General features: G+C 46.0%; 18 protein-coding genes. 1 reads left to right on the top strand and 17 read right to left on the bottom strand.

Annotation, left to right across the window (positions count from 1 at the left end; genetic code table 11):
* Window positions 1-8: 8 nt before the first annotated feature.
* The 3 genes from KK083_RS20330 to KK083_RS20320 all read right to left on the bottom strand — a co-directional run bounded on the left by KK083_RS20330 (window position 9) and on the right by KK083_RS20320 (window position 3,051).
* A complete protein-coding gene (locus KK083_RS20330) occupies window positions 9-1,346 on the bottom strand; it encodes a TolC family protein (protein ID WP_254167051.1) in 1,338 nt (445 codons plus the stop codon).
* Between the two features lie 24 nt (window positions 1,347-1,370).
* Complete coding sequence (locus KK083_RS20325; RefSeq protein ID WP_254167049.1) at window positions 1,371-2,009, bottom strand: TetR/AcrR family transcriptional regulator; 639 nt, start codon at window positions 2,007-2,009, stop codon at window positions 1,371-1,373.
* A gap of 580 nt (window positions 2,010-2,589) precedes the next feature.
* A complete protein-coding gene (locus tag KK083_RS20320; RefSeq protein WP_254167047.1) occupies window positions 2,590-3,051 on the bottom strand; it encodes a hypothetical protein in 462 nt (153 codons plus the stop codon).
* A gap of 115 nt (window positions 3,052-3,166) precedes the next feature.
* Between KK083_RS20320 and KK083_RS20315 the strand changes: the two genes are divergently transcribed.
* Window positions 3,167-3,559 carry a winged helix-turn-helix transcriptional regulator gene (locus KK083_RS20315; RefSeq protein WP_254167045.1) on the top strand — a complete coding sequence of 131 codons (393 nt, stop codon included), beginning with the start codon at window positions 3,167-3,169 and terminating at the stop codon, window positions 3,557-3,559.
* Between the two features lie 169 nt (window positions 3,560-3,728).
* Here the strand turns inward: KK083_RS20315 and KK083_RS20310 are convergent, their stop codons facing one another.
* The 14 genes from KK083_RS20310 to KK083_RS20245 form a co-directional block, all read right to left on the bottom strand.
* Window positions 3,729-4,385, bottom strand: a complete 657-nt coding sequence (locus tag KK083_RS20310; protein ID WP_254167043.1) for a hypothetical protein — start codon at window positions 4,383-4,385, stop codon at window positions 3,729-3,731.
* Complete coding sequence (locus tag KK083_RS20305) at window positions 4,363-5,949, bottom strand: RHS repeat-associated core domain-containing protein (RefSeq protein ID WP_254167041.1); 1,587 nt, start codon at window positions 5,947-5,949, stop codon at window positions 4,363-4,365. The genes KK083_RS20310 and KK083_RS20305 overlap by 23 nt, the downstream gene beginning before the upstream one ends.
* A 32-nt stretch (window positions 5,950-5,981) precedes the next feature.
* Complete coding sequence (locus KK083_RS20300) at window positions 5,982-6,191, bottom strand: hypothetical protein (protein WP_254167039.1); 210 nt, start codon at window positions 6,189-6,191, stop codon at window positions 5,982-5,984.
* A 419-nt stretch (window positions 6,192-6,610) separates the two neighbouring features.
* Complete coding sequence (locus KK083_RS20295) at window positions 6,611-7,054, bottom strand: hypothetical protein (RefSeq protein ID WP_254167037.1); 444 nt, start codon at window positions 7,052-7,054, stop codon at window positions 6,611-6,613.
* A gap of 5 nt (window positions 7,055-7,059) precedes the next feature.
* The gene (locus KK083_RS20290; RefSeq protein WP_254167035.1) at window positions 7,060-7,338 is read right to left on the bottom strand and encodes a hypothetical protein; all 279 of its coding nucleotides are present in this window, start codon (window positions 7,336-7,338) and stop codon (window positions 7,060-7,062) included.
* Window positions 7,339-7,936: 598 nt separating this feature from the next.
* On the bottom strand, window positions 7,937-8,365 hold the full coding sequence (locus KK083_RS20285; protein ID WP_254167033.1) for a hypothetical protein: 429 nt from the start codon (window positions 8,363-8,365) through the stop codon (window positions 7,937-7,939).
* Window positions 8,365-8,517: a hypothetical protein gene (locus tag KK083_RS20280; protein WP_254167030.1), complete on the bottom strand. Its 153-nt coding sequence runs from the start codon at window positions 8,515-8,517 to the stop codon at window positions 8,365-8,367. The genes KK083_RS20285 and KK083_RS20280 overlap by 1 nt, the downstream gene beginning before the upstream one ends.
* Window positions 8,518-8,869: 352 nt before the next feature.
* A complete protein-coding gene (locus KK083_RS20275; RefSeq protein ID WP_254167028.1) occupies window positions 8,870-9,322 on the bottom strand; it encodes an SUKH-3 domain-containing protein in 453 nt (150 codons plus the stop codon).
* Between the two features lie 655 nt (window positions 9,323-9,977).
* On the bottom strand, window positions 9,978-10,505 hold the full coding sequence (locus tag KK083_RS20270) for a hypothetical protein (RefSeq protein WP_254167026.1): 528 nt from the start codon (window positions 10,503-10,505) through the stop codon (window positions 9,978-9,980).
* An 83-nt stretch (window positions 10,506-10,588) separates the two neighbouring features.
* A complete protein-coding gene (locus KK083_RS20265; RefSeq protein WP_254167024.1) occupies window positions 10,589-12,160 on the bottom strand; it encodes an RHS repeat-associated core domain-containing protein in 1,572 nt (523 codons plus the stop codon).
* A 197-nt stretch (window positions 12,161-12,357) separates the two neighbouring features.
* Window positions 12,358-13,041 carry a hypothetical protein gene (locus KK083_RS20260; RefSeq protein ID WP_254167022.1) on the bottom strand — a complete coding sequence of 228 codons (684 nt, stop codon included), beginning with the start codon at window positions 13,039-13,041 and terminating at the stop codon, window positions 12,358-12,360.
* Between the two features lie 4 nt (window positions 13,042-13,045).
* Window positions 13,046-18,211 carry a leucine-rich repeat domain-containing protein gene (locus KK083_RS20255; protein WP_254167020.1) on the bottom strand — a complete coding sequence of 1,722 codons (5,166 nt, stop codon included), beginning with the start codon at window positions 18,209-18,211 and terminating at the stop codon, window positions 13,046-13,048.
* Between the two features lie 8 nt (window positions 18,212-18,219).
* On the bottom strand, window positions 18,220-18,618 hold the full coding sequence (locus KK083_RS20250; protein ID WP_254167018.1) for a hypothetical protein: 399 nt from the start codon (window positions 18,616-18,618) through the stop codon (window positions 18,220-18,222).
* 7 nt (window positions 18,619-18,625) lie between these two features.
* Window positions 18,626-21,253, bottom strand: coding sequence for a DUF8696 domain-containing protein (locus KK083_RS20245; RefSeq protein ID WP_254167016.1), 2,628 nt, complete (start codon window positions 21,251-21,253; stop codon window positions 18,626-18,628).
* Window positions 21,254-21,264 lie beyond the last annotated feature (11 nt).

Here is a 21,264-nt window from a genome sequence, read left to right as displayed (position 1 = left end):
TTTCTGAGTTAGTAATTGATTTGGCCGAGCGCGCGCAGTACGTCCATCTTGCTGGCGAGTATCTGGTAGAGCGCGTTGTAATAATTGATCCTGGTGGTGCGAAGGTCGGTCTCTGCGGTGATCACATCGAGATAGGTCCTTACGCCATTGCGGTACTGAAGCTGGATCACGTCATACACCTCTTTTGCCAGCGCCACGTTCTCTTTCTGCACGAGATAGTTTGCGAGGTTGCTTTTGTAAGCGGCAAGTGCCCGTGTGTACTCCGCATTGAGGTTGTTCTCCAGGTTGGTGAGGCCCTGATCCAGGCGTTGGCTGGCAAGCTTCTGCTCCTGCACTTTGGCGGTACGTTTGCCTCCCTGAAAGATCGGGAACGCAAGCGTGGCGCCTACATAAGAGTACGGAAAGTTACGGCTATATAGCTCGCTCAGCTGATTGTTCTGGTAGTTGATGTTATACGCACCGAACGCGTTCAGCGAAGGCAGAAATGCCCAGTAGCTGTACTTGACGTTGGCGTGCTGCAGCTCCTTCTGGGTGTAGAGGATTTTGTAATCGATGTGCGCTGTAAAGTTGATCTCCTGCGTCGTGTCGATGGCGACCTCGTTCTCCATTTGAAGCGTGTCGTACTGGATGGGCAGGTCATGTCCCAGCGGGTAGCCCATCAGTGCTTTCAGGTACTCTTCCTTATACGCGAGCAGCTCGCGGTTGGTCTTCAGCGCAGCCTGTGCATTGCCCAGCAGGATGGTGGCGCGTTTGTAATCCGTCTTGTCGGCAACACCGCTCGTATACCGGGCCTGGGCATCCTTCAGGCTCCGCTGCAGGCGCACCACTGATTCTTCGTTCACCTTGATCTGCTGCGAGGTGGCCAGCAGGTCGTAGAACGCTTTGGTCACCGCTACGGTAACATCGATCTTGCTCTTGAGCGTATTCTGCTGCGACTGGATCCTCACTTTGGAAGCGGTACTGCTGGCCAGCAGCACATCGCGGTTGAAGAGGGTCTGCGTGGCAGTGAACTGTGCTGATGACGTGTTGTTAACGCCAAAGCGGATCTCGTTTCCGCCGATCACGCTGGTTTGCAGGTCTATGAAGCGCTGATAGTTTAAAGCGAAGTTCACCTGCGGATACCAGTCAGCAAGCTTGCCTTTGATAACTTTATTGGTGATCTCTTCATCTATCTCCGCTTGCCGCACGGCAGGCTGATGCGCCAGGGCATACTGCACCACCTTATCGAGTGTGGCTGTCTGCAGTGTGCTGTCGGCGGGGGCGTTCTGTGCACTACCTGCGAGGGGCAGGAAAAGTGTCAAAACTACCCATAACAGGGTGTGTGGTTTCGTTGTTGAAAATTGCATAATTGGTTAGTAAAACTTAGGGCGCTAGTATTGAAGTTCTTTTTTGTGTGTAAGCTCCGGCATATCCTCGTTGAAGATGGTGGTGTAAATGATCTGTTTACGATCCATCAGGAACTTGCGATAGGCAGAGTCCGTCATACCATGAATGGTCTGCAGAATAGACTTTGCGAGCAGCGGGTAATTGCACATGGCCGAGAGGTTGATCATAAAATGCTCCGCTGTGATAGGTGCCATCCGTTTCTTGCGAATCTCTTCTTCGAGCTGTTCCCGGATCAGGTCACTGGATTTGACCCGGTCACGAGCGCAGAAATCTTTCAGTTTGTCGGGCTGCCTGGCCATTTCGCTGATCAGGAAATTCTCCAGGTATGGATAGGTGAGCCCGTAGTCTACAACAGCATCGATGAAATGGGCGATCTTCAAACGGAAAGGCAATTCTGACGAAAGGATCCGTTTTACCCGGCCCTTTTTTTCCTGGATGGTCTCTTCCAGCAGTATATCCAACATCTGGTCGCGTGAGCGGAAGTAGTAGTGGATCAATGCGCGGTTGACCCCTGCTTCGTCCGCAATCTCCTGCGTAGTAGCCTTCAAAAGACCTTTCTGGAAGAACAGGACCTTGGCCGTATCCTTGATCAGCTTTTCGGTTTGTGCCTCTTCTGCTCCCATTATCTATTTTGTTTAACAATTTTGTTAAACGCAAAGTAAGCGCATCAGGGTTGACTTTTCCTAAAGAAATTTTTGAGATTTTACAGCAAACGTTGGCATATGAAGCTTCGGCAACGATTGCAGAAATGCGGGTTCACGCGAAGGGCGCAAAGAAGACGCAAAGGACCGCAAAGAATTTTTATGGACAGACATACCCAATTGGGGGATGTAGACGTAAGAAGCTGCTTGTTATTTTATCAGTTGTAAAAAATAAATACCGGCACAGATACTGAATTTGTCTTAAGACACAGCCAGCGTTGAGGTTATAGTCCACGATCCACAGCCCACAGCATTCCCCTCACGAACAACCCTTCCAGGGTTATGCAAGTGACGATACAACTTGATGAAGCACTGCCCTTTGAAGAGCCCTGGAAGGGTTATGTTCACTTCCCTTCGAAGGCCTAACTCACCCATTTTCATGAAGTGCTCCGAGCGAGTGTAAAGCCCTCTCTTTTACATAAGTGTGAACCAACCAGTGAGTGTAAGAGAGGGCAAGGTGCGCGTCAGTCTTGCTGTGGTCCGTGGACAGTGGACTCTTCCCTTACGCCTGTTTCAACCTTCCTCTGATCAATTTGAAGAATGTAACCGTCAGCAGCACACACGCCACTCCCTGCAGTACACCTGTAAATTCAAACAGGAAGTCATTTGGCATTTCGTAGGTCGGTGGTGGGAACATTGACAGCATGGTCTCTTCACTGAAACCTGCATAGAACATGATGTCTTTTAAGATGTGGTTGTAGATGCCTTCGAACAAGCCGATAAGACTGAGGGAAGGTATCAATACGATAAATGCATATAACCAGAATAAAACCTTGTTATCATTCTTCTTCAGCAGGTATTCCAGGATGATGGTCGCCACCAGAACCGGCGCACTGAGGAAGATCACATGCAGTCTCCAGGGCGTGCTGTAGATCACTGCGCCATAGATATGATGAATGGAAGTAAGCACCATCAAGGCGTTGCTGCACAAGCTTGTTCGTTTTAATTGTTTCAGGTCGATCATTTTTGCGTTGTTTCCGTAATATTAGGAACAGGGCCTGCCAGCGGTCAATTAGTTACCATCCGGTGACCGGCCTGCTTCGAACGTAAAGGACTGATACTGAGCAAAAAAATATTCTATGGAATACAGAACTTACGATGCATCGGTGTGTGTGATGACGAAAATCTTCGCGATGATCGGCGGAAAATGGAAGCCGATCATCTTATACCTGATCAAAAACGACATCAACCGGTTCGGGCTGCTGAAGCGCTCGATGCCGAAGATCAGCAAAAAGATCCTCACCGAGCAGCTCCGCGAGCTCGAGCAGGATAAGCTGATCACCCGTGAGGTTATCTCAGCAACCTATCCACAAGTGATCGAGTACAGGCTAACGGAAAGCGGCACGTCGCTACGCGTGCTTATTGACCAGATGCTGGATTGGGGGGTGAATCACTTCAGGAATGAGTATACAGAGGAGATGATGAGGGAGTTTCAGAATAAGAAGAGTGTGCTTGAAGTGAGTGTTTCGTAGATACAAGTTAGAAAACTTTGTGGATGAGAGGTCTAAGTCTCTCGCATGCCAACGCGCAGGCTGAAGACTTGAACTAGTTATGCAGGTACCTATTGAATATTAGACTTACGCTAGTTCAGGTTTCAAACCTTGTACTAGTGAGAAGGTAAAGTATTTAGAATACGAGACCTCATAAAAAGCTATTGGGATCGATCAGTTTAACGGATACCACTGGGTCTTCTTTCTTAAAAAGGTATTGATTTCCGACCTGATAGTTGAACAAAACATTTTGAAAATCCTTGTACGAATTATCTTTGTCTACTCCTTGCGTTTTTAGCGTAAAATCGTACAGATATCCAAATCGAATCGTGTACATCGAATACGTATAGTATTTCTCGCCATTAATTTCTGTTATAAATTCACCATAATAACAAGGCGATGACTTCTCAAAAGTAAGATACCTAAAATTACCTTCATTGGAAATTTCATTTGTGTCTGCTTTAATTTGCTTGACCACTTCCTGTAAGTACGTAGTCAAATCAATTTTTACATCTCCTGTATCATACCTAACTACTACAAAAAAGCTATTCTTGCTCTCTTGGCTCTTGAGGTGTGCAAAAAAATGAAAATCCTTGCTTGCTGATGTTTTCCATTTATTCGGAATACAAACTTTATCTTCTGCTGCATTGATACACTGCCAATCAGTTAATGTTCCACCTTCTTTAAATTGAAACTCATCTACTTTTATCTCTCCTGATGAATTAACTTCATCGCCTTTTTTTGAACACTCAAAACAGATCAGTACCAAAAGACCTGCTAATAGTTTATTTATTTGTCTGATTCTCATATAATGTAACCCCTGCTTTAAAACCAATTTTAAATGTTGGTCCTGATGTCTCTGCTTTGAAACCCGCATCTACTTTTGTAGAGTTAAGTTTTGCCTCACTTTCGACATATAAACCGCTTCCATCCTTTCCTGCTGTTAAATCGGCCGAAACCGTCGGTTCCTTCGTTTCAAGGTTAATTTTGGTAGTTATTGTGCTTTGAAGATCAACGCCCTCTGCTCGAGTTGTAACTTTAGCTTCGGTAACTTGATTTACTTCCGATTCATTAATGATCTTAAACATTGGAGCAGTGGGCTTATTTGAGCTGTTATACTCCATAAACTCTCCAAAATTCGGACGAGCAGTTATCGTTCTAGTTTTTTCAACGCTTGAAGTAACTGTAAGTTCACCAATGCCAAGGTTTGCCTTCATTGTCCCTATCACTTTTGTTGTTGTAGCCGACACGCTAACAAACGCCCTATCCAAAAGACTTCCGGCAGCCTTAAAATACTGCCGCATACCATCAGCCATTGTGGAAAGCGGATTGGTGGTATTAATTGGATACTTCTCCAATCCTTCCAATTCCACGTGAGCGATCACCTGGTTTTCACTGAACGCATAAGGGCTGTTATAAACATACTTGCTAGCAAGCGGGTCAATATTGAAGAACCTACCAATGTCAGGCATGTGGTTTCTCCATTTAAACGAATCCCAACCTAAACTGAGGTCATCAATGTGTTCTTGGCTTTGGAACTTCCAGCGATTCGGAACGCTGTTTTCCCTACCGTACGAGTTAAACGTCAACCCAAACGGATAATAATCATCCATCTGCACCACAGGACTCTTCACATGCTCCACCTTAAAATCATCAAAGAACACCTCAACGGTTGGGCCACCAAGCTCAACATTATCGTTGCTGAGGTAAATATACATGAGGCCCGGCTGCTTTGCAATCACCTGGGCGTAGAGCCGTTCATGATCGCCATTGGCGCCAGTTTCCCTTGCCAGCTCGCTTACCTGGATGAAGTTGGTCTGTTCAGGGTCAAAGATCGGGTTAACATCACGGTCGAACATGATGTAGTTCAGGAAGGCCTTCGGCGGAGTGCCACCTGGCGTTTTATCGAGCAGGCCCCCATAAGGGAAGGTCGCGTTGCCAATACTTCCGGCAAGTCCGCCGTCTACCACGGTTCCGGCAGGTGCCGTACCGTTGGCGATGGCCGTCATCAGGTCTGAAAGGGCTTGTTGCCAGTTTCCGGTATTAGGATCAACATATTTGGCAAAAACTTCGATACGAATGGTATCGCCGGGCATTACACTGAGTGATTTTGCAAGCCCGTATTGCTCGTTGGCGCTGCCACGCAGACGCGTTGCGTAGTGTGTTGCTCCATTGGGGGTGTGGTTGAACAATGAACTGTTTACCTTCACAGCTTCGTCGTAGTTGAGGAACTGACCGTGCTCAGTGGTGACGCTGGCAGTTTCCATCGTGGCCTTTGCGTCATCTACTTCTTCCTTCGTGGTAAACGTCATTCTCACATTCCCCAAATGATCTTTCAAATGATACTGATACTCCTGCGCAGTACCGGTCATCACTACCCTACCCTCTTCATGATTGATGAATTTCAGCGTATCATTCTCATAAAAGAACTCACTGCATAATCCGATTTCTTCTGAAGCACGTTGCTGGCATTGTAAACGCCCTGACTCAACTTTCTACCCGTAGCATCATAGGTATATTTTACATACTCACCCGTGCTTTTCGTGACCTTGTCGGGCAGGTTCAGGTGGTTGTAGGTGATGGCCGTGATATCCTTGTTCCTGTCCAGCGTCATGTTGACGTTGGCATCATACGTATAGTCGTTATCGGGACTGGGACCGTCAACTCACCCGTCATTATTGCGTACTTGTGAGTATGTGCAGAGCACTCTCTTTTATATAAATGGACATAGTAAATTAATGATTCGAAAAGAGAGGGTAAAGAAAGCGTCAGCTTATCGAAATGCAAGTTTAGTTAGACACCTCCTGTAAATGTTCTCGCCGTTGGTATCGGGAATGTTATGCACCAAGTATACCAGTAATGTCTCTCTCTTGCAATGGCACAGCCGGAAGACTTGGCTAGGATTGAGATTGCGTGCGGTGTTAGATAAGTTTGAAAACTTTATGAATGATAAGTCTAAGGCTCCCACTTGCCAACGCACGGGCGGAAGCCTTGAAGTAGCTAGGGGTGTTCTTTCAGACGCGTCTTATAAGATCACCATTCATCATCTTCAGGATTATATTGATAAGAGGGATTAGTCAAAACCTGTTTTTTTACAGCACCAACTATTTTAGATATCAATTTTTTATTGTCGCGACCAAGATCTTCAAAGACCAGAATAATACCCTCCGAAATAAAGTCAAGATAAGTTTCCAACAAACTACTGCTTTTAATCACTTTCAGATATGGAATCCATATTGTGTAATCGACCATTTTGTATTTTTTGCTAATAGAAGGTCCCTGAATTGATAAATCTGTTTTGCTCTTTCTTGTTGAAATAATGACCCCTAATGAGAATGACTTATTATCCACTATAACTTGTTGCTGTTCTTTCGGAAGTTTGTCAATTAACTTATCGAGCAATAATTGATTTACTTTATATGAAATCGGAAAGTCTACTCCAACTTCAGGAAAAAGAACTGCTAATCTGAAGGTCATTGTTGTTAGTTTGGTTTAAAACTCTTTTTGTTTCCATCAGGCACTTTTCCGGTTTTATCAAATTCCTTTTGCAATTCGGCAGTTTCTGCTTTTTTGGCCTTCTTTGTGGTCGTGTTACCCAAATCCTTAACGACCTTGCCTTCCACCGCTTTCTTTGCATTCAGTGCCTGTAGTTTTCTCAATTGTTGATGAAGTCGAGTTGGCAATCCCGTACTTGCGGTAGTTCTGTTTAAATCAGCCTTGCCAATTTTATAGAGTTCTTTATCTATTTTTATTTTATACAACCCATAACGACTAGCTGCGTTTCAGTTGTCGTGAATTTTGTCTGCTCAACTATTACTTGAGAACGATCCTCATGGGTATAAGTTTGTCGGTCTGTTGGGCCAGCTTCGACAGTCCTTTCATTTACACGTATTTCATTTGGTTTCGAAATATCAACAGTGCTCTCCCGTTTTATAGTTTCATTTTGATCTCCAGGGAACATTCCATCTGGGTCTATAAATCTGATGGGATTATTAAATGCATAGTTATATGGACTCCATCTTCTACCTCATCCCATCTTCGTTGTCACTTCGGCGGGCGCAGCGGGGTTTCAAGCTTCGTTGCTGAGGTGAATTTACATATATCCGGGCGCACGGATCAAAATTACCTTTTGCAAATGCTCATGTGGTCCGTTGTTTCTTTTTCCAGGACAGCCGCTATCAGTCAGGTATAACCAAGATCTGCCAGGTTGCTCTGCCTGTTGTAAGTTTACGTGAAGAAGCTAAGACACTTGTGCAACGTTCTTACTGCGCAATCGATGGACTTAAAATATACTAAATTATTAAGTCCAAGTCTCCTAACATGCTACAGACGAAAGACTTGAAGAAGAAAGATGCGTCATTAAACAAAATCAGAAATCGGAACTTTTTTCTTTAATACCCTGATGCATCTATAAATTGATATAGTAGTTAATGCTACCCCTATTAAAACAAAAATAAATGAATAATCCGTTATTCCATTTATCGTTGTATAGGTAGGATAAATCTTAGAGTATCTGATTTGAACTTTTGACAGATTCTGAAGGAGTTTAACATGCCGTCTCCCAACTTCTCTTTTTATTGTGTAATCTTTCACATCATACTTATCGAAATAAGAATACGAAAGGTAAATTTCCCCATTCTCGTCTGTCCATTCAATTACATTTGCTTCAACTTCTTCATAAGAAAAAAAGATTGACAGTCTTTTGACTAAATCCAATCCACAATAAATAAATACCCCCAGAGATATTATCAGAACCGTAATAACTGCAACTCTGTCTTTGGCCTTCATTACTTCTTATTAAGTTTATCCTTAGCTGTTTCTGAAGCTTTCTCGCTTGCAGTTTCTAGAGTAGTTTCAGTTCCAACCCTTACTACCGTAGCTTTCGCTTTACCTTCTGCTGCAATTCGAGAAACTCTTTGGGCAATCATCTGCTTGCTCAATTTATTTACATTTTTTAGTGAAAGGGATGGATATTTCTTTGGCCTCTTTCGTCACTGCTTTTAAGGCCTGCTTAGTTGACGCGTTAGCCACTTGTTGAGTTGTTGCCTTGGTCATCGACGTGGAAATTTTTTCCGTTATCACGTTACCAATTTCATCAGGCTTGTTGATGGTCTTTGATTGATCTTACAACTTGGTTAGGCTTAATCTAAGTTCACGAGTTGGCACCAGTCTTCTAATTGCGGAATAGCATGCGCGAGACTCGTGCTCATTATGATGAAAGTCCTTAGACTTTTGTATTTAAATCTTGACATTGAATGGTTAAGTATCAAGGTTGCACAAACTGACAGCAACTCAAAGGGGGATCGCCTCCATTTCCTTATTCAGGCAAATATTTTCGATCGCTTCGCTTCCGTCATTGCCAATCAGGTAAAGGTTATCATCGTAGCCTCCGTACATCTTACCATCTTCGCTAATTAACAACGTCATGTGACCGCCAAAGGCTTGTCCGACCACACAAAGATTTATGTTTTGAAGGCGCTTTGAATAATCATCTTTGACCCATCGAACATCGATGTCTTGCACAGCTCTTGATGGGTCGAATTGAAAGAAGTCTTGGCTTCTATCACTTCTTAAAAATTTCACATTAAGTCCACCAAAAGCCTGCAGAAAGGATTCGACTTTTCCGAACCAAGGATATCCCTCCTTTACAAGATCAAACTTAAAGGATTGGATATCTATCTTCCTATCTTCCTGCCAACCCGATTCTGATAAGGCCTTTTGAGTTGTGTCCGAAAATTTATGCATAAATCTATTTACGCAAAAGTCTCTGGATTGATTGCGTTTTTTTAGTTTGAAAACTTTATAAATGATAGTTCAAGTCTCCCACCTGCCATCGCACAGGCGGAAGACTTGAACTAGTTAGGGTTAGGTCTGGGGATTTAACTCTTTTTTAGATGTGAGGGATTAGATATTAAAGAGTCTATTACTACAATTGGGTAATTTCGAACGACATTCTGCACCGTAAGTGTATCACCGGGCTTAAGATTGGAATGTTTAAACTGAAACGACAACTTATAATACCCAGGACGGCTAAAACTTGTTTTATATGACACCGTATCTGTGCCCGTACAACGCACTATATCGTCATCGTAGAGCGAGCTTTCGTTATCATCGGCCTCGGAAGCCTTTATTTCTATATTACCGCTGAGTGGTAGCCCAAAGCTAATATTGATCACCACTTCCTCACCGGTCACGACAGTATTGTAGCCTGATTTCGCATTTTCTGGCGACCCTTCTGGTGACCCAAGCACTTGGGTCGCCAGACTTATTGATTTTGCCAACAATGAATCGACCACAAAAACGTCATAGACAACGATAAATTACGACGCCAGATCCGACTCAGCATGTTCGACCCTACAAATTGCTCCGGGCTACCAGCGCCGATTGAGAAAAATAGTCTCTACATTTTTAAGGTCTTTGTAAAATCTTCAATCTTGATCACCTCCAACATGTTATTTGACAAAAAGTGTTCTATTCGAAAGCACTTTTTTTGATCTCTTCTACTAATCTTATATTTAAGTATATTATGAGCAAAAAGTGAAACTTTAGCCCTTAGATTTTCAATTTCAAATTTATCTACTTCACTTCTACTCGCAAGATATTCTTGAAACGTAAGTAGCTGTTTAATACAATATGAAACTTCATCTACGCTTAAATATATATTTACAGAGAACAACCTGATTATAGAGAGTTCTATCTTCTTCAATGCACTTATCTCTTTAACAGTAAAATCTTGAGCCTCAACCTGCTCAAGATTTGAATAAAGCTGGAGATAGTCAGCAACTTTTCTTGGAGGAATCACCGTCCTATAGTATTCCTGTAATTCCTTCCATGAAGACCATAAACTCCTATCAAGAGAAAAATCAATTTGTATTAAATAAGCGAACAAAAACACGATAAAATCGTACTCAAATTTTCTCCTTTTCATTTTAGGTTATAATTATTAGAATGAAAACCAATTTCTAACAAATCGAGGATTTGTGTTTTCAAGCTTTAGTGGCACTCCGCCGGTTACAACTCTTCCCCCTCTGTTCCTGGCCGAACTACAATATCACTTTTTTGAACAGAAAACTCCACATAACCACCTCCCCCTTTATTTCCTCCTCCTGCTTGTCCTAGATTTACCTGTGACGGCCTTGAAAATGGTTCCATCTCCACATCAACGCCGGGTGGCTTTCCCCTAGCCGGGTTTATTTGTCCATCCTTTTTGATTCCTTTCAAACCAGCAGAAGACGTATGGTGGCGAACCTTCACTATATCATCGGTCGTTTTTATCGCTGCATTTGCGGCATCATCAGCTTTATTTAAAAGCTTAGCACCATTGCTTGCTGCATCGTCCGCAAGATTTTTCCCACTAGCTGGTCCTGATGTTAATATTTCATGAGTGCCTTGAACTGTGAGAACTACATCATTAATTGTATTTATCCCAGTTTGAATATTATCGTCAAAGTCGCCACTCTCTTTGCCTTGTCCTTGATTAATACGACTACCAAGCTCTTCTGTAAGGAGGATTAATGTGCCAAAAAACTTTTCTAATGGGCCTAAATCATCCCATGTCTTCGTTTGCTGTTGTTCTTGTTGATTCTTCTTTTTAGGGTCTTCCTGATCTCCTCCAGTAGCTTGTTCCGGGATCATTCCGTCAGGATCAATAAATCTAATAGGGTTATCAAATGAATAGGCATAAGTTGAAAACCTGCGCATTAGATCAGCCGCAGGGTCAACCGATAAGAATCTTCCAGTAATCGGATCGTATTGTCGTGCAATATAATCGTACCATCCTAAACCTAGGTCATGCTGTAGCTCCTTCCCGTTATAGAGATATCTGTTTTCGATTGAGTTCTCTCTGCGATGACTATTAAAGGCGAAACCGAAGGGATAGTAGTCATCTGTTTGAACAATAGGCGATTTGATATGTTCAACTTTAAAATCATCAAAGAACACCTCAACGGGGTTTTCATTCTCGTTGCTGAGGTAAATATACACATATCCAGGCTCACGGATCAACAAGTCACCTTTTTCCAGGTGCTCGTGTGCTCCGTTGGATCCGTTTTCCAGCGCAGCTGTTGTCAGACGGATGTAGCCGAAATCTACCAGGCTGTCTTGCCTGTTGAACACAAGCCAGTTCAGGTAAGCTTTTGGAGCGGTTTCATTTTCCGCACTCCTGGTCATGTAGCCCTCCATCGGGAAGCTCTGTCCGCCGATGCTTCCGGCCAGCCCGCCGTCAACTACCACACCAAGGGCGTTGGCGCTGATGGCTGTCATCGTGCTCAGCAGGGTTCCTGCCCAGGTGTTGCTGGAAGGCGTACCTGTCACGTATTTGGCAAATACATCCATTTTTATGGTATCGCCAGGCATCACGCTGAGTGACTTAGCTAGACCATACATCTTGTCTGTGTTACCCCCAGTTAGCCTGATGGCATAACCGTCTGCGTCACCCTGGCCGTTGTTGGTGTGGTCGAATATCTTTGAATAAACTTTTACAGCTTCGTTGTAATAAATGAACTCACCTTGCTCGTTAGGCACATTAGCCTGTTCCATCGTTGCAGTCGCTGCCTGTGATTCATCTTTGGTAGTAAACGTCATCCGCACATTCCCCAAATGATACTAGTATTCTGGAGCGCTACGGCATACCATTGCACAGTGAACGACTTCAACTAATATCGGGGGATCTGATTAGGGACTTGTGATGTTGACAATGAAGAGTAGTTAAAAATAAAATCGCTCCGTCGCTATGTGAATCTATATTTTTTCAAGAACACCTCAACAAAGGGCTACTTACATTAGTTGGCACAATCCACTTTTGCCAGTTTATGCCCAGCCATTGTCCACCAAAAGTAGGAGAGCGAACCAACATGATAGCACTTCCGACCTTTATATTCGATCTCGCGAGTCTGGGTATTAATATAAGTTTCATTTAACATAAGTATCCCTTCGTGAATATTCCAGTCATACAATTCTTCTCGCAAGCTCCTTCGCAGTGGATAAAGTCCTATATCGGAGGACGGTTTGATACGGACCATATCCTCCTCGAAAACATACGTGGCCTTTCTCTGTCGATCAAGTAAAGTTAGAGTACTGAGCGATCCATTTTTCCTTGGATCATTTTTGTATTCCAATACCATCCTCCAATTAGCACTGATATACTCATAAAAATAAAACGTCGCACCCTCTTCAGCGTCGATTACTTTATGTAACGAAGACCATATAGAATCCCTCCGCTCGTATTTTCTACTGTATACTGTATTCTTGTCAAAGTAATAAGTAATATCTCTTTTATTTTCACTAATGAAGTCGATCTGAATATATGGATATTTCAATTCTGAGGGTAGCATCTCATTGACGCCTTCGAGCGTAAACAATTCAATATCAGAATAAAATCTTGTATCACTCGATGGTGAGCCATCAGACGGCCGACACGATAAAAAGTTTAGCCAAACGACCATGATAAATGTAAATTTCTTCATGACTTTATTGATTACCTTCGCTGTAGCTTATGCCTCCCGAACGTGTATAATAAACGTTGTTGATGGTTGTGACTTTCGATTGCCCGTTCGAATATGTGACCTTTGTCCACTTGCCAGCGGCGTCAAATGCTCTTGCTCTTTGTTCATATGAATATGTGTCACAACTACCACCTTGACATGGTTTCCCCGGGGAATCGCCTGCTTCTTGATAGTACGGAATTGCTCCAAAGAAATAGCCGCCAAACATATTAGGACTTGTCAGACCCCAACTCTGATTGCCTAAAACGGTTGTCCTCATTTTTACAGCCAGTGATGTGAGAAGTTCAACACCTTTGTTTTGCGGATTTCCAGCATGACATGCTTGTATAATTATCTGACTATTTTCGCTCATCAATTTTGATATGCGAGAGAGATTTTTGTCGTTCTTTATCTTACTAAGGTTGTCTCCACTATAGTTTGTCACTCCAATAGAAAAAGAAGCAGTCCTATAACTTCCATGACTGCCTATAAACAAGTTGTCGATCGTGGCGCCCAACTTTTCAAGCTGATCTGCGGCATCTTTGGTATTAGACACTCTCATCACCGTTATACTTCCATTTTCGTTAGCAGCATCCACCATAGTTTGCAACGCTCCGCCGGGGTCTTTGGATAAATCGTTTGACATCAAGAGAACATTGGCAGATTTGTCGGTATTGAGTGTTTTTTGAACCTTATCCCAACTAACCTCCTTACCATTTTCTTCATATATCTCTTTCTCCCAATTATATACTGGCGCGAGCCCTAGAACATCAACTAGAGTAGCAGGATTGTTTAGAGCGAAACCATATGGGCTTATGGCCTCCATACTCCCGGACAAAGGGTCAATTGTGCCCCATCGTCCAATTTCCGGCTGAAACATTCGAGCACCATAATCGAGCCAGCCAAGGTCAAGTTCATCTTGCCTTTCCTTTCCACTGTAAAGAAAATTATTTTTGAGCGAGTTCTCACGCTGACTGGTGCTTGCCGTCAATCCAAACGGATAATAATCATCCATCTGTATAACAGGGCTCTTCACATGCTCCACCCCAAAATCATCAAAGAACACCTCAACGGGGTTTTCATTCTCGTTGCTGAGGTAAATATACACATATCCAGGCTCACGGATCAACAAGTCACCTTTTTCCAGGTGCTCGTGTGCTCCGTTGGATCCGTTTTCCAGCGCAGCTGTTGTCAGACGGATGTAGCCGAAATCTACCAGGCTGTCTTGCCTGTTGAACACAAGCCAGTTCAGGTAAGCTTTTGGAGCGGTTTCATTTTCCGCACTCCTGGTCATGTAGCCCTCCATCGGGAAGCTCTGTCCGCCGATGCTTCCGGCCAGCCCACCGTCAACCACCACACCAGGGGCGTTGGCGCTGATGGCTGTCATCGTGCTCAACAGGTCTCCTGCCCATGTGTTGCTGGACGGTGTTCCTGTTACGTATTTGGCAAAGACGTCCATTTTTATGGTATCGCCGGGCATTACACTGAGTGATTTGGCGAGGCCGTAAATCTTGCTTGTGTTACCTCCCGTCAGCCTGATTGCATAGCCGTCGTTGTCAACCTGACCGTTATTGGTGTGGTCAAAGATTTTCGAATAAACTTTTACAGCTTCGTTGTAATAGATGAACTCACTTTGCTCGTTAGCCGCATTGGCTTGTTCCATCGTCGCGGTCGCTGTTTGCGATTCATCCTTCGTAGTGAACGTCATCCGCACATTCCCCAAATGATCTTTCAAATGATACTGATACTCCTGCACAGTACCGGCCATCACTACCCTACCCTCTTCATGATTGATGAATTTCAGCGTATCATTCTCATAAAAGAACTCACCTGCATAATCCGATTTTTTCTTCAATACATTGCTGGCATTGTAAACACCCTGGCTCAGCTTTCGGCCCGTAGCATCATATGTGTATTTTACGTAGTCACCCGTGCTTTTCGTGACCTTATCAGGCAGGTTCAGGTGGTTGTAGGTGATGGCCGTGATGTCCTTGTTCCTGTCCAGCGTCATGTTGCCGTTGGCGTCGTAGGTGTAGTCGTTATCGGGGCTGGGACCGTCAACAAATCCTTTTGTTTTGTCTGAGGCGTCGCTCACTTTCAGCAGCTGGTTGCCGCTATACGCATATGTGAGCCGGTCCATCGGAGCGCCTTCTGTTGTGGTGCGGTTCAGGCCTTTGATGTTTCCATTGTGGTCATATTTCAGGTTATCTTCATGATACGCTGTTGATGCAGTCCAGCCAGTGGATGGCTTCTTGTGAAAGGCCGCGGATTTCAGTCTGTTCAGGGTGTCGTAACGGAACGCGTAGGCGTTTTCTTTCGACGCATCGATTTCCAGCGAGGATACGCTGGCGCCAAGACCCAGGTTGGTGCTCCACTTCATGGCAGAAATGTTTCCGTTGAACTGCGGCTGATAGCCGGCGAGTTCAGGAACGGACTCATTATAGAAGAGGTTCATGCCAAAGTAGTCACGGGGGCCGTTCTCGGTTATGGAAACATCGCTGTTGTTCATGCGCGTGAGCCAGCCACGGATGTTGTAGCGATAGTCGAGCTGTTGTTTGAAGGCGCGGCTTGCGTCAGGCGCGGATACCGGGTCTGTGTTGTACAGGTTTTTGGTCACCAGCTGGCCGAGCTCGTTGTATTCGTTTTGGGCCAGCAGAACGTCAGCTCCGTTTCCGGTCTTGTGCCACGTTTTGAGCAACCTGCCTGCGTGATCATATTTAAACGTGCGGAGGATCTTAATTCCTTCTGTGCCTACGGCCGCGATGTTCGGTGCGGTGTGCCTGGACTGTGTTTTCAGCACCTGTCCTGTAAAATCATAAATGTTGGTGATACAGTCGGTCCCTGATTTATCATTGCTGGCAATGGTTTGAACAACACGATACCGGTCGTCATAATAGTTCGCCTGCCAAAGGTAGGTGGTGGTTCCCAGTACTTTTATTTTGGTTCCGGTAACCTGTCCCGTCACGCGTTCAAAAGCTACCGTGGCGGCATTGTCAGGATTCTGGTATTGGCCTTCCAGCTCGTTCTTCCTGTAGTCGAATCCACCACCGGCAATCAGTGACCTGAAGGCATAGTCATCATAATAAGTTACGGTGAGCACTTCGGTGCCTGTAGTTGGAAATACAACGTTGCTATAACCGTGTGTGGCTGACGCACCATTGTACGTTTCAATAAAATTAGTGGTGCTGATCAACCCGCTCATACCTGCCTGATCTACAAACGCACTATGTGTATAGACACCCGTCATCACGGGCCTGTTGAGCGCATCGTATTTGGTATAGCTCCACTTGTTGGTCTTACGCTGCTCGGCATCCTGGGTCATCACCAGCCTGTCGCGGTCATCATACACCATATACACCCAGTCGGCACCGGGTACTTTTTTATGGGTCATGCGCCTGCGGGCATCGTACTTGTACTGGAACGCCAGGTCGTCAAGCACAAAGCGGGCCGGTATTTTTACGTTCATGGGCTCGCTTTGAACGCTTACGCCAGGCATTTTTGTATTGGTTGCGCGCCAGCGATACGCCCCTTCGTCGGCCAGGGTTGCCGTTGTGCGGGTGTAGGTCAGGGGATTGGTATCCTCATCGTTGGTCAGTGTTGCCCAGGTAGTGTTGGGGTTTTGTTTCTCCCAGGTCACGGAGCTGAACGCGCCGGCAGGCCGTGCCGTGAGCACGAGGGCACTCCCCTGGATCAACGGCTGGGTTACTACATCGTTGATCGGTTTCTGAGGGTTATAGACCACACCGGCAATGCCTGCGTTGATCAGCGGCTCGAGTTGTGAAAAATCCAGCCTGTTATTGCGGAGCCATACGCTCAGGTTCGCCTTATTGGTGTGCGTGGAAAAATTAGGTATGGCGCTTACTTCATTGTTCTCTAAATTGACCAGGTTCAGCACTGGAAGCGTTAATGCCGACGCAGGAAAGCTTGTGATCCTGTTGGTGTTAACACTCACAAACGTAAGCAGCGCGCAGCTGCCAATGGATGATGGAAACGCACCGGTGAAATAATTTCCTGAAAGATCAACGTTCGCAAGCTTGGTCATGGCCCCGAACATGTCAGGAAGATCGCCTGAGAGCTTGTTCGTTGAAAGGTTTAAATAGACCAGGTTCGTAAGGCCAGAGAACGAAGAAGGCACCGCACCGGTGAGCTGGTTAGAGAACGTGTTCAGATATTGAAGCTTGGTCAGGCTGCCCAGGGAAGCAGGCAGCTCGCCGGTAAGCTTGTTCTGGTTTACATAAAGCTGCAGTAGCTTTGACAGGTTGCCGAGCTGCGAAGGAATTGCGCCGGTAAGCTGGTTCTGTTGCAGGTGAAGATATTCAAGATCCGTAAGGTTTCCCAGCGAAGCAGGGATCGATCCGGTCAACGCGTTTACATTCGCGAAGAACGCCTTCAACTTGGTAAGATTCCCCAACGAAGCTGGCAACGGACCACTCAGCTGATTATTACGAAGATACAGGTTATTGAGGTTCGTAAGATTCCCCAATGATTCAGGCACAGATCCCGTGAGCTGATTGCCATGCAGGTAAAGACTTGTCAGATTCTGAAGGCCACCAAATGATGAGGGGATCGATCCGGTAAACTGGTTGTTGCTTAACGAGAGCACCAGCAGGCTGCTCAGGTTACCCAGCGCAGGAGGAATTGTTCCCGTTAAAGCGTTTCCATCAAAATACAGATGTTGTATCATTGGCAGGTTGCCAAGGCTCGCGGGAACCGTACCGGTCAGCTGGTTGGTGTCAAACCTCAGCCAGAGCAATTTGCTCAATGAGCCCAGTGAAGATGGAAGAGAACCGCTCAGGTGGTTAGCGTTGAGCTGGATCTGTGTTACCTGCGACATCAGCGAGATGGCCACAGGCACCTTACCCGTAAGGTTGTTGCCAGACAGGATCACTTTAAAGATGTCGCCACTCTGCACAGTAACGCCGAACCACGTTCCCATCTGGGCAGCGGTGGCAGTAGCCGGCCAGTTGCCAGGCGTAGGCCAATTGGTCTTGTTGGTCCAGTTGGGGCCACCGAGACTGTCGTATAATGCTTTCAGCGCCTGGAACTCCTGGTCATCAGGCACCAGGTTGGTCTGCGCAAAGCTGTTCATACCTGTGCAAAGCGAAAAGCCAAACACCAAAACAACAACGCTATGCCTTATAAATCTTTTCATGTTATGCTTCATTGAACCTGGTACGCTGATATTGTAAATTCATAGGCGATGAGTGTTTCGCCGGTCATCATAAGCCTGATCCGCATTGCGCCGCCAGCACGTATAAAGGTTACGGTACCACGCATGCTTTCATTGCCGGCCTCATAGACGATCTCGCCGTTGTTGTCTATGTCTGTCCATTGGCCGATCACTTCACTCACGGCGAAGGTCTTCGTGCTGCCATTGGTCTGCCATTGCAGCTGGCTGGTGCTTATAGAAATGATGGTGTCAGTAACATCGGTGGTCGTGCCCGTGTTGATATCAAAGGCCTGTGTGATGTGCCATGAGATAGCAGAGGTCCTGATGTTTTGCGCATGAGATGACATTGCTGCCGCGCAAAGACTTGTGATCAATAGTATGGTTTTCATGAATGTCTTAATTCCCGTTGATGATGGCCTTCATTTTCTTGACAGCTTCAGGAGGAAGCACTGCTACCAGGTTTCCGAAGTCATCGTAGATGTAATAAGTATCCGCCCAGGTGTCTGATGCCACCTGCACCCGTTTCAATACAAGCTTATCTTCTTTTGTTTTGAATTCCCGCACCCTGAAACCATGTTCATCGAGGGTCTCATTGAGAAAAAGAAATCCCTCGGTATAGTTTGAGTTCGTAAAAGGCACCGCTTGTGCATCCACCCGCCAGAGCCACACGCTGTCTGCCGTAGTGTTCGACAGGTAATGATGCGCTACTTTTTTGCTTTGAGCGCTGCCCACAAGGCCAGCCCAGTCGTCGCCGGGAGAATAAGAGGCCTGGGCACGATCCAAAGGAGAGCGCTCTGTCTGCTGATACAAAAACGGGAAATAAGACGCTGCTACTTCTCCGCCGGTACCATAAAAATTCCGCTGTTGCGGGAAGGGTGCTGTCTTCAGGTCGCCACTTCCCTCCGTTGAAATGTACGGGAGATAATCCCTCACTTTTCTTCCGGCTTCGTCGTACTCCAGCACGGTGACCTGATCGTTTCCGGTGGGCGATGCTTTTTTCTGCACGCTTTGTACGGGCCTGCCCAAGCCATCGATATAAGTAGAGTTGATGCCTATTTTCGAAGGATCACTTTCGGTGTCGAGGTCAGCCGGGTATGTCGTTTCTGTTGAAGGCTCAAGGAAGGTATAGGTTCGCGCATAGTTGATCTGCGCAGCTGCGTATTGGGTTTGTGATGGAACATGGTTAACAACTTCCACGGGTTCACTGACTCCGCTCCAGCATCCGGATGCATTCATGGACCTGACATAATACAAGCCTGAGGCAGGCATGTCGATCACATCGGCCTGGTTAGTCACATCTATTACATCAGATTGCGTTTGCCAGTAGTAGGAAACACCTCCCGCTGAAGTATTATTTTTATAGATCTTCACATTGTACACCGGGGTTGTAGTAACGTTTATATACGGTGCCGCAGGAACCAGCGCGCTATTGTGCAGGGCCACCTGCACAGAACTTTTTGGGCCTATGCATCCCACCCTTTCAAAAGCCACTGAATACGTTGCGTTTGTTGGGTCAGGGATCCGGTACTCATTCAGTGCCGTAGTTGTCAATACAGTGTGCTGGCCATTTGAAAAGGAATACCATACATACCGCGTGGGTGCAGGCTGCGGATTACCTACGCTGAGCAAGGCGGTTTCTCCTGGACAAACCGAAACATTCGTGATCTGTGGTGTAGGAATGGCATCCAGCACCTTTACTTCAACAGTGTTGGAAGGTATATCGCCGCATCCGTTGGTTACTGCAGCACGCCACAGCCCCGAAACATTTACCGGGGAAAATTTGAATGACCCGGGCGCAATGCCTGTTGCCACCGTGGACCAACTGGAAGAGCTTTCATCTTTCCGCTCCCACTTGACAGGCAGTCCTGACGATTCAAGCGTTATAAGATTTACTGCGGCACCGGGGCATATTTCCTGATACGCGGGACCGACGGAAACGAACAGCGTTGGTTTTACGGCGACATAGAACTCAGCTTCGTCGGGAAGGTTACATCCCGCATCCCGAACAACGGCTTTAAACCAGTAAGGACGCGTAATGGTGATGCCAGTGGGTGAGCCAATAGGTCCATAGTCATGCTGAGCGTCTTTCATATACCATTCTGCTACGCCCGAGGCGCCCACAAGTGAAAGAGAAAAAGGCGCTCCGGAGCACACTTCCGATGGGCCTGAAATATAACCCGCCTCCGCGGGTGCCGTCTCCATGACCTCAACGTTTTCGCTATAAATGGTACCACAGGTCCCGGCCGAGATCTTTGCACGAAAACGGGTTTGTACCGAAACCGAGTAATTGTAGGACTCGATACCGTGCAAGCTTCCCGTACCGACCCATTCGCCCCACGTACCGTTCGAATATTCACTCATCTCCCAGGTCATAATAAACCCTCCATAGTTTGCTATAGAAGCTGTGCCATTCGCCAATTCTCCTGTACAGAAATTAGTATCACCGGAAACATTCCCTGGGGTAGGAACAGATATCGTTATGTCTGAGGTATTCGAATAAACGCTCTCCGCGCATTCGCTCACCAGCACCCTGTAGCTGGTGGCGGCGGAAAGCGCACCGGTGTTATAAGATGCCCCGGTATGGCTGATCACTTCCCACGTCGAGCCATCCGTGGTTTTTTCCCACTGTTGTATGAGGCCGGAGTAACCAGTTAGAGTTAACGTTGTGCTGCTTCCCTGGCAGATCTCAGTACTATTGGAAAGTGTTCCGCCTGCAACCTCTTTTACGAAGATGGTGATCGTACAAGGCTCCCTGGGATTGTTGGGATCCAGCTCTGCAACCGTCAGCGAGTGCCAGCCGGGTTCGGTCCATTCTATCGTAATGAAGTCGGCTGTTTGCGTTCCGCCACCTGCCCTGCTTCCCCCCGAATAGCTCCATGACTTCTTGGAGAAGTCGCCGGGATTGAGCGTGTAGGTTTCCGCGTAGGGTTTCTGCTCCTGCCCGGGCACCAACACCCTGCACGCCGTAAGATTTCCACTAATACAATCGGCTTTCGACTGCTGGCCGTAAAAGACTACCAGCATAACCAGAGACA

Origin of the sequence: Chryseosolibacter histidinae, assembly GCF_018598225.1 — a bacterium.
GTDB classification, from domain to species: domain Bacteria; phylum Bacteroidota; class Bacteroidia; order Cytophagales; family Cyclobacteriaceae; genus Chryseosolibacter; species Chryseosolibacter histidini.
The sequence above is the reverse complement of the archived record's forward strand: the minus strand, read 5'-3'. Positions and strand labels throughout refer to the sequence as shown.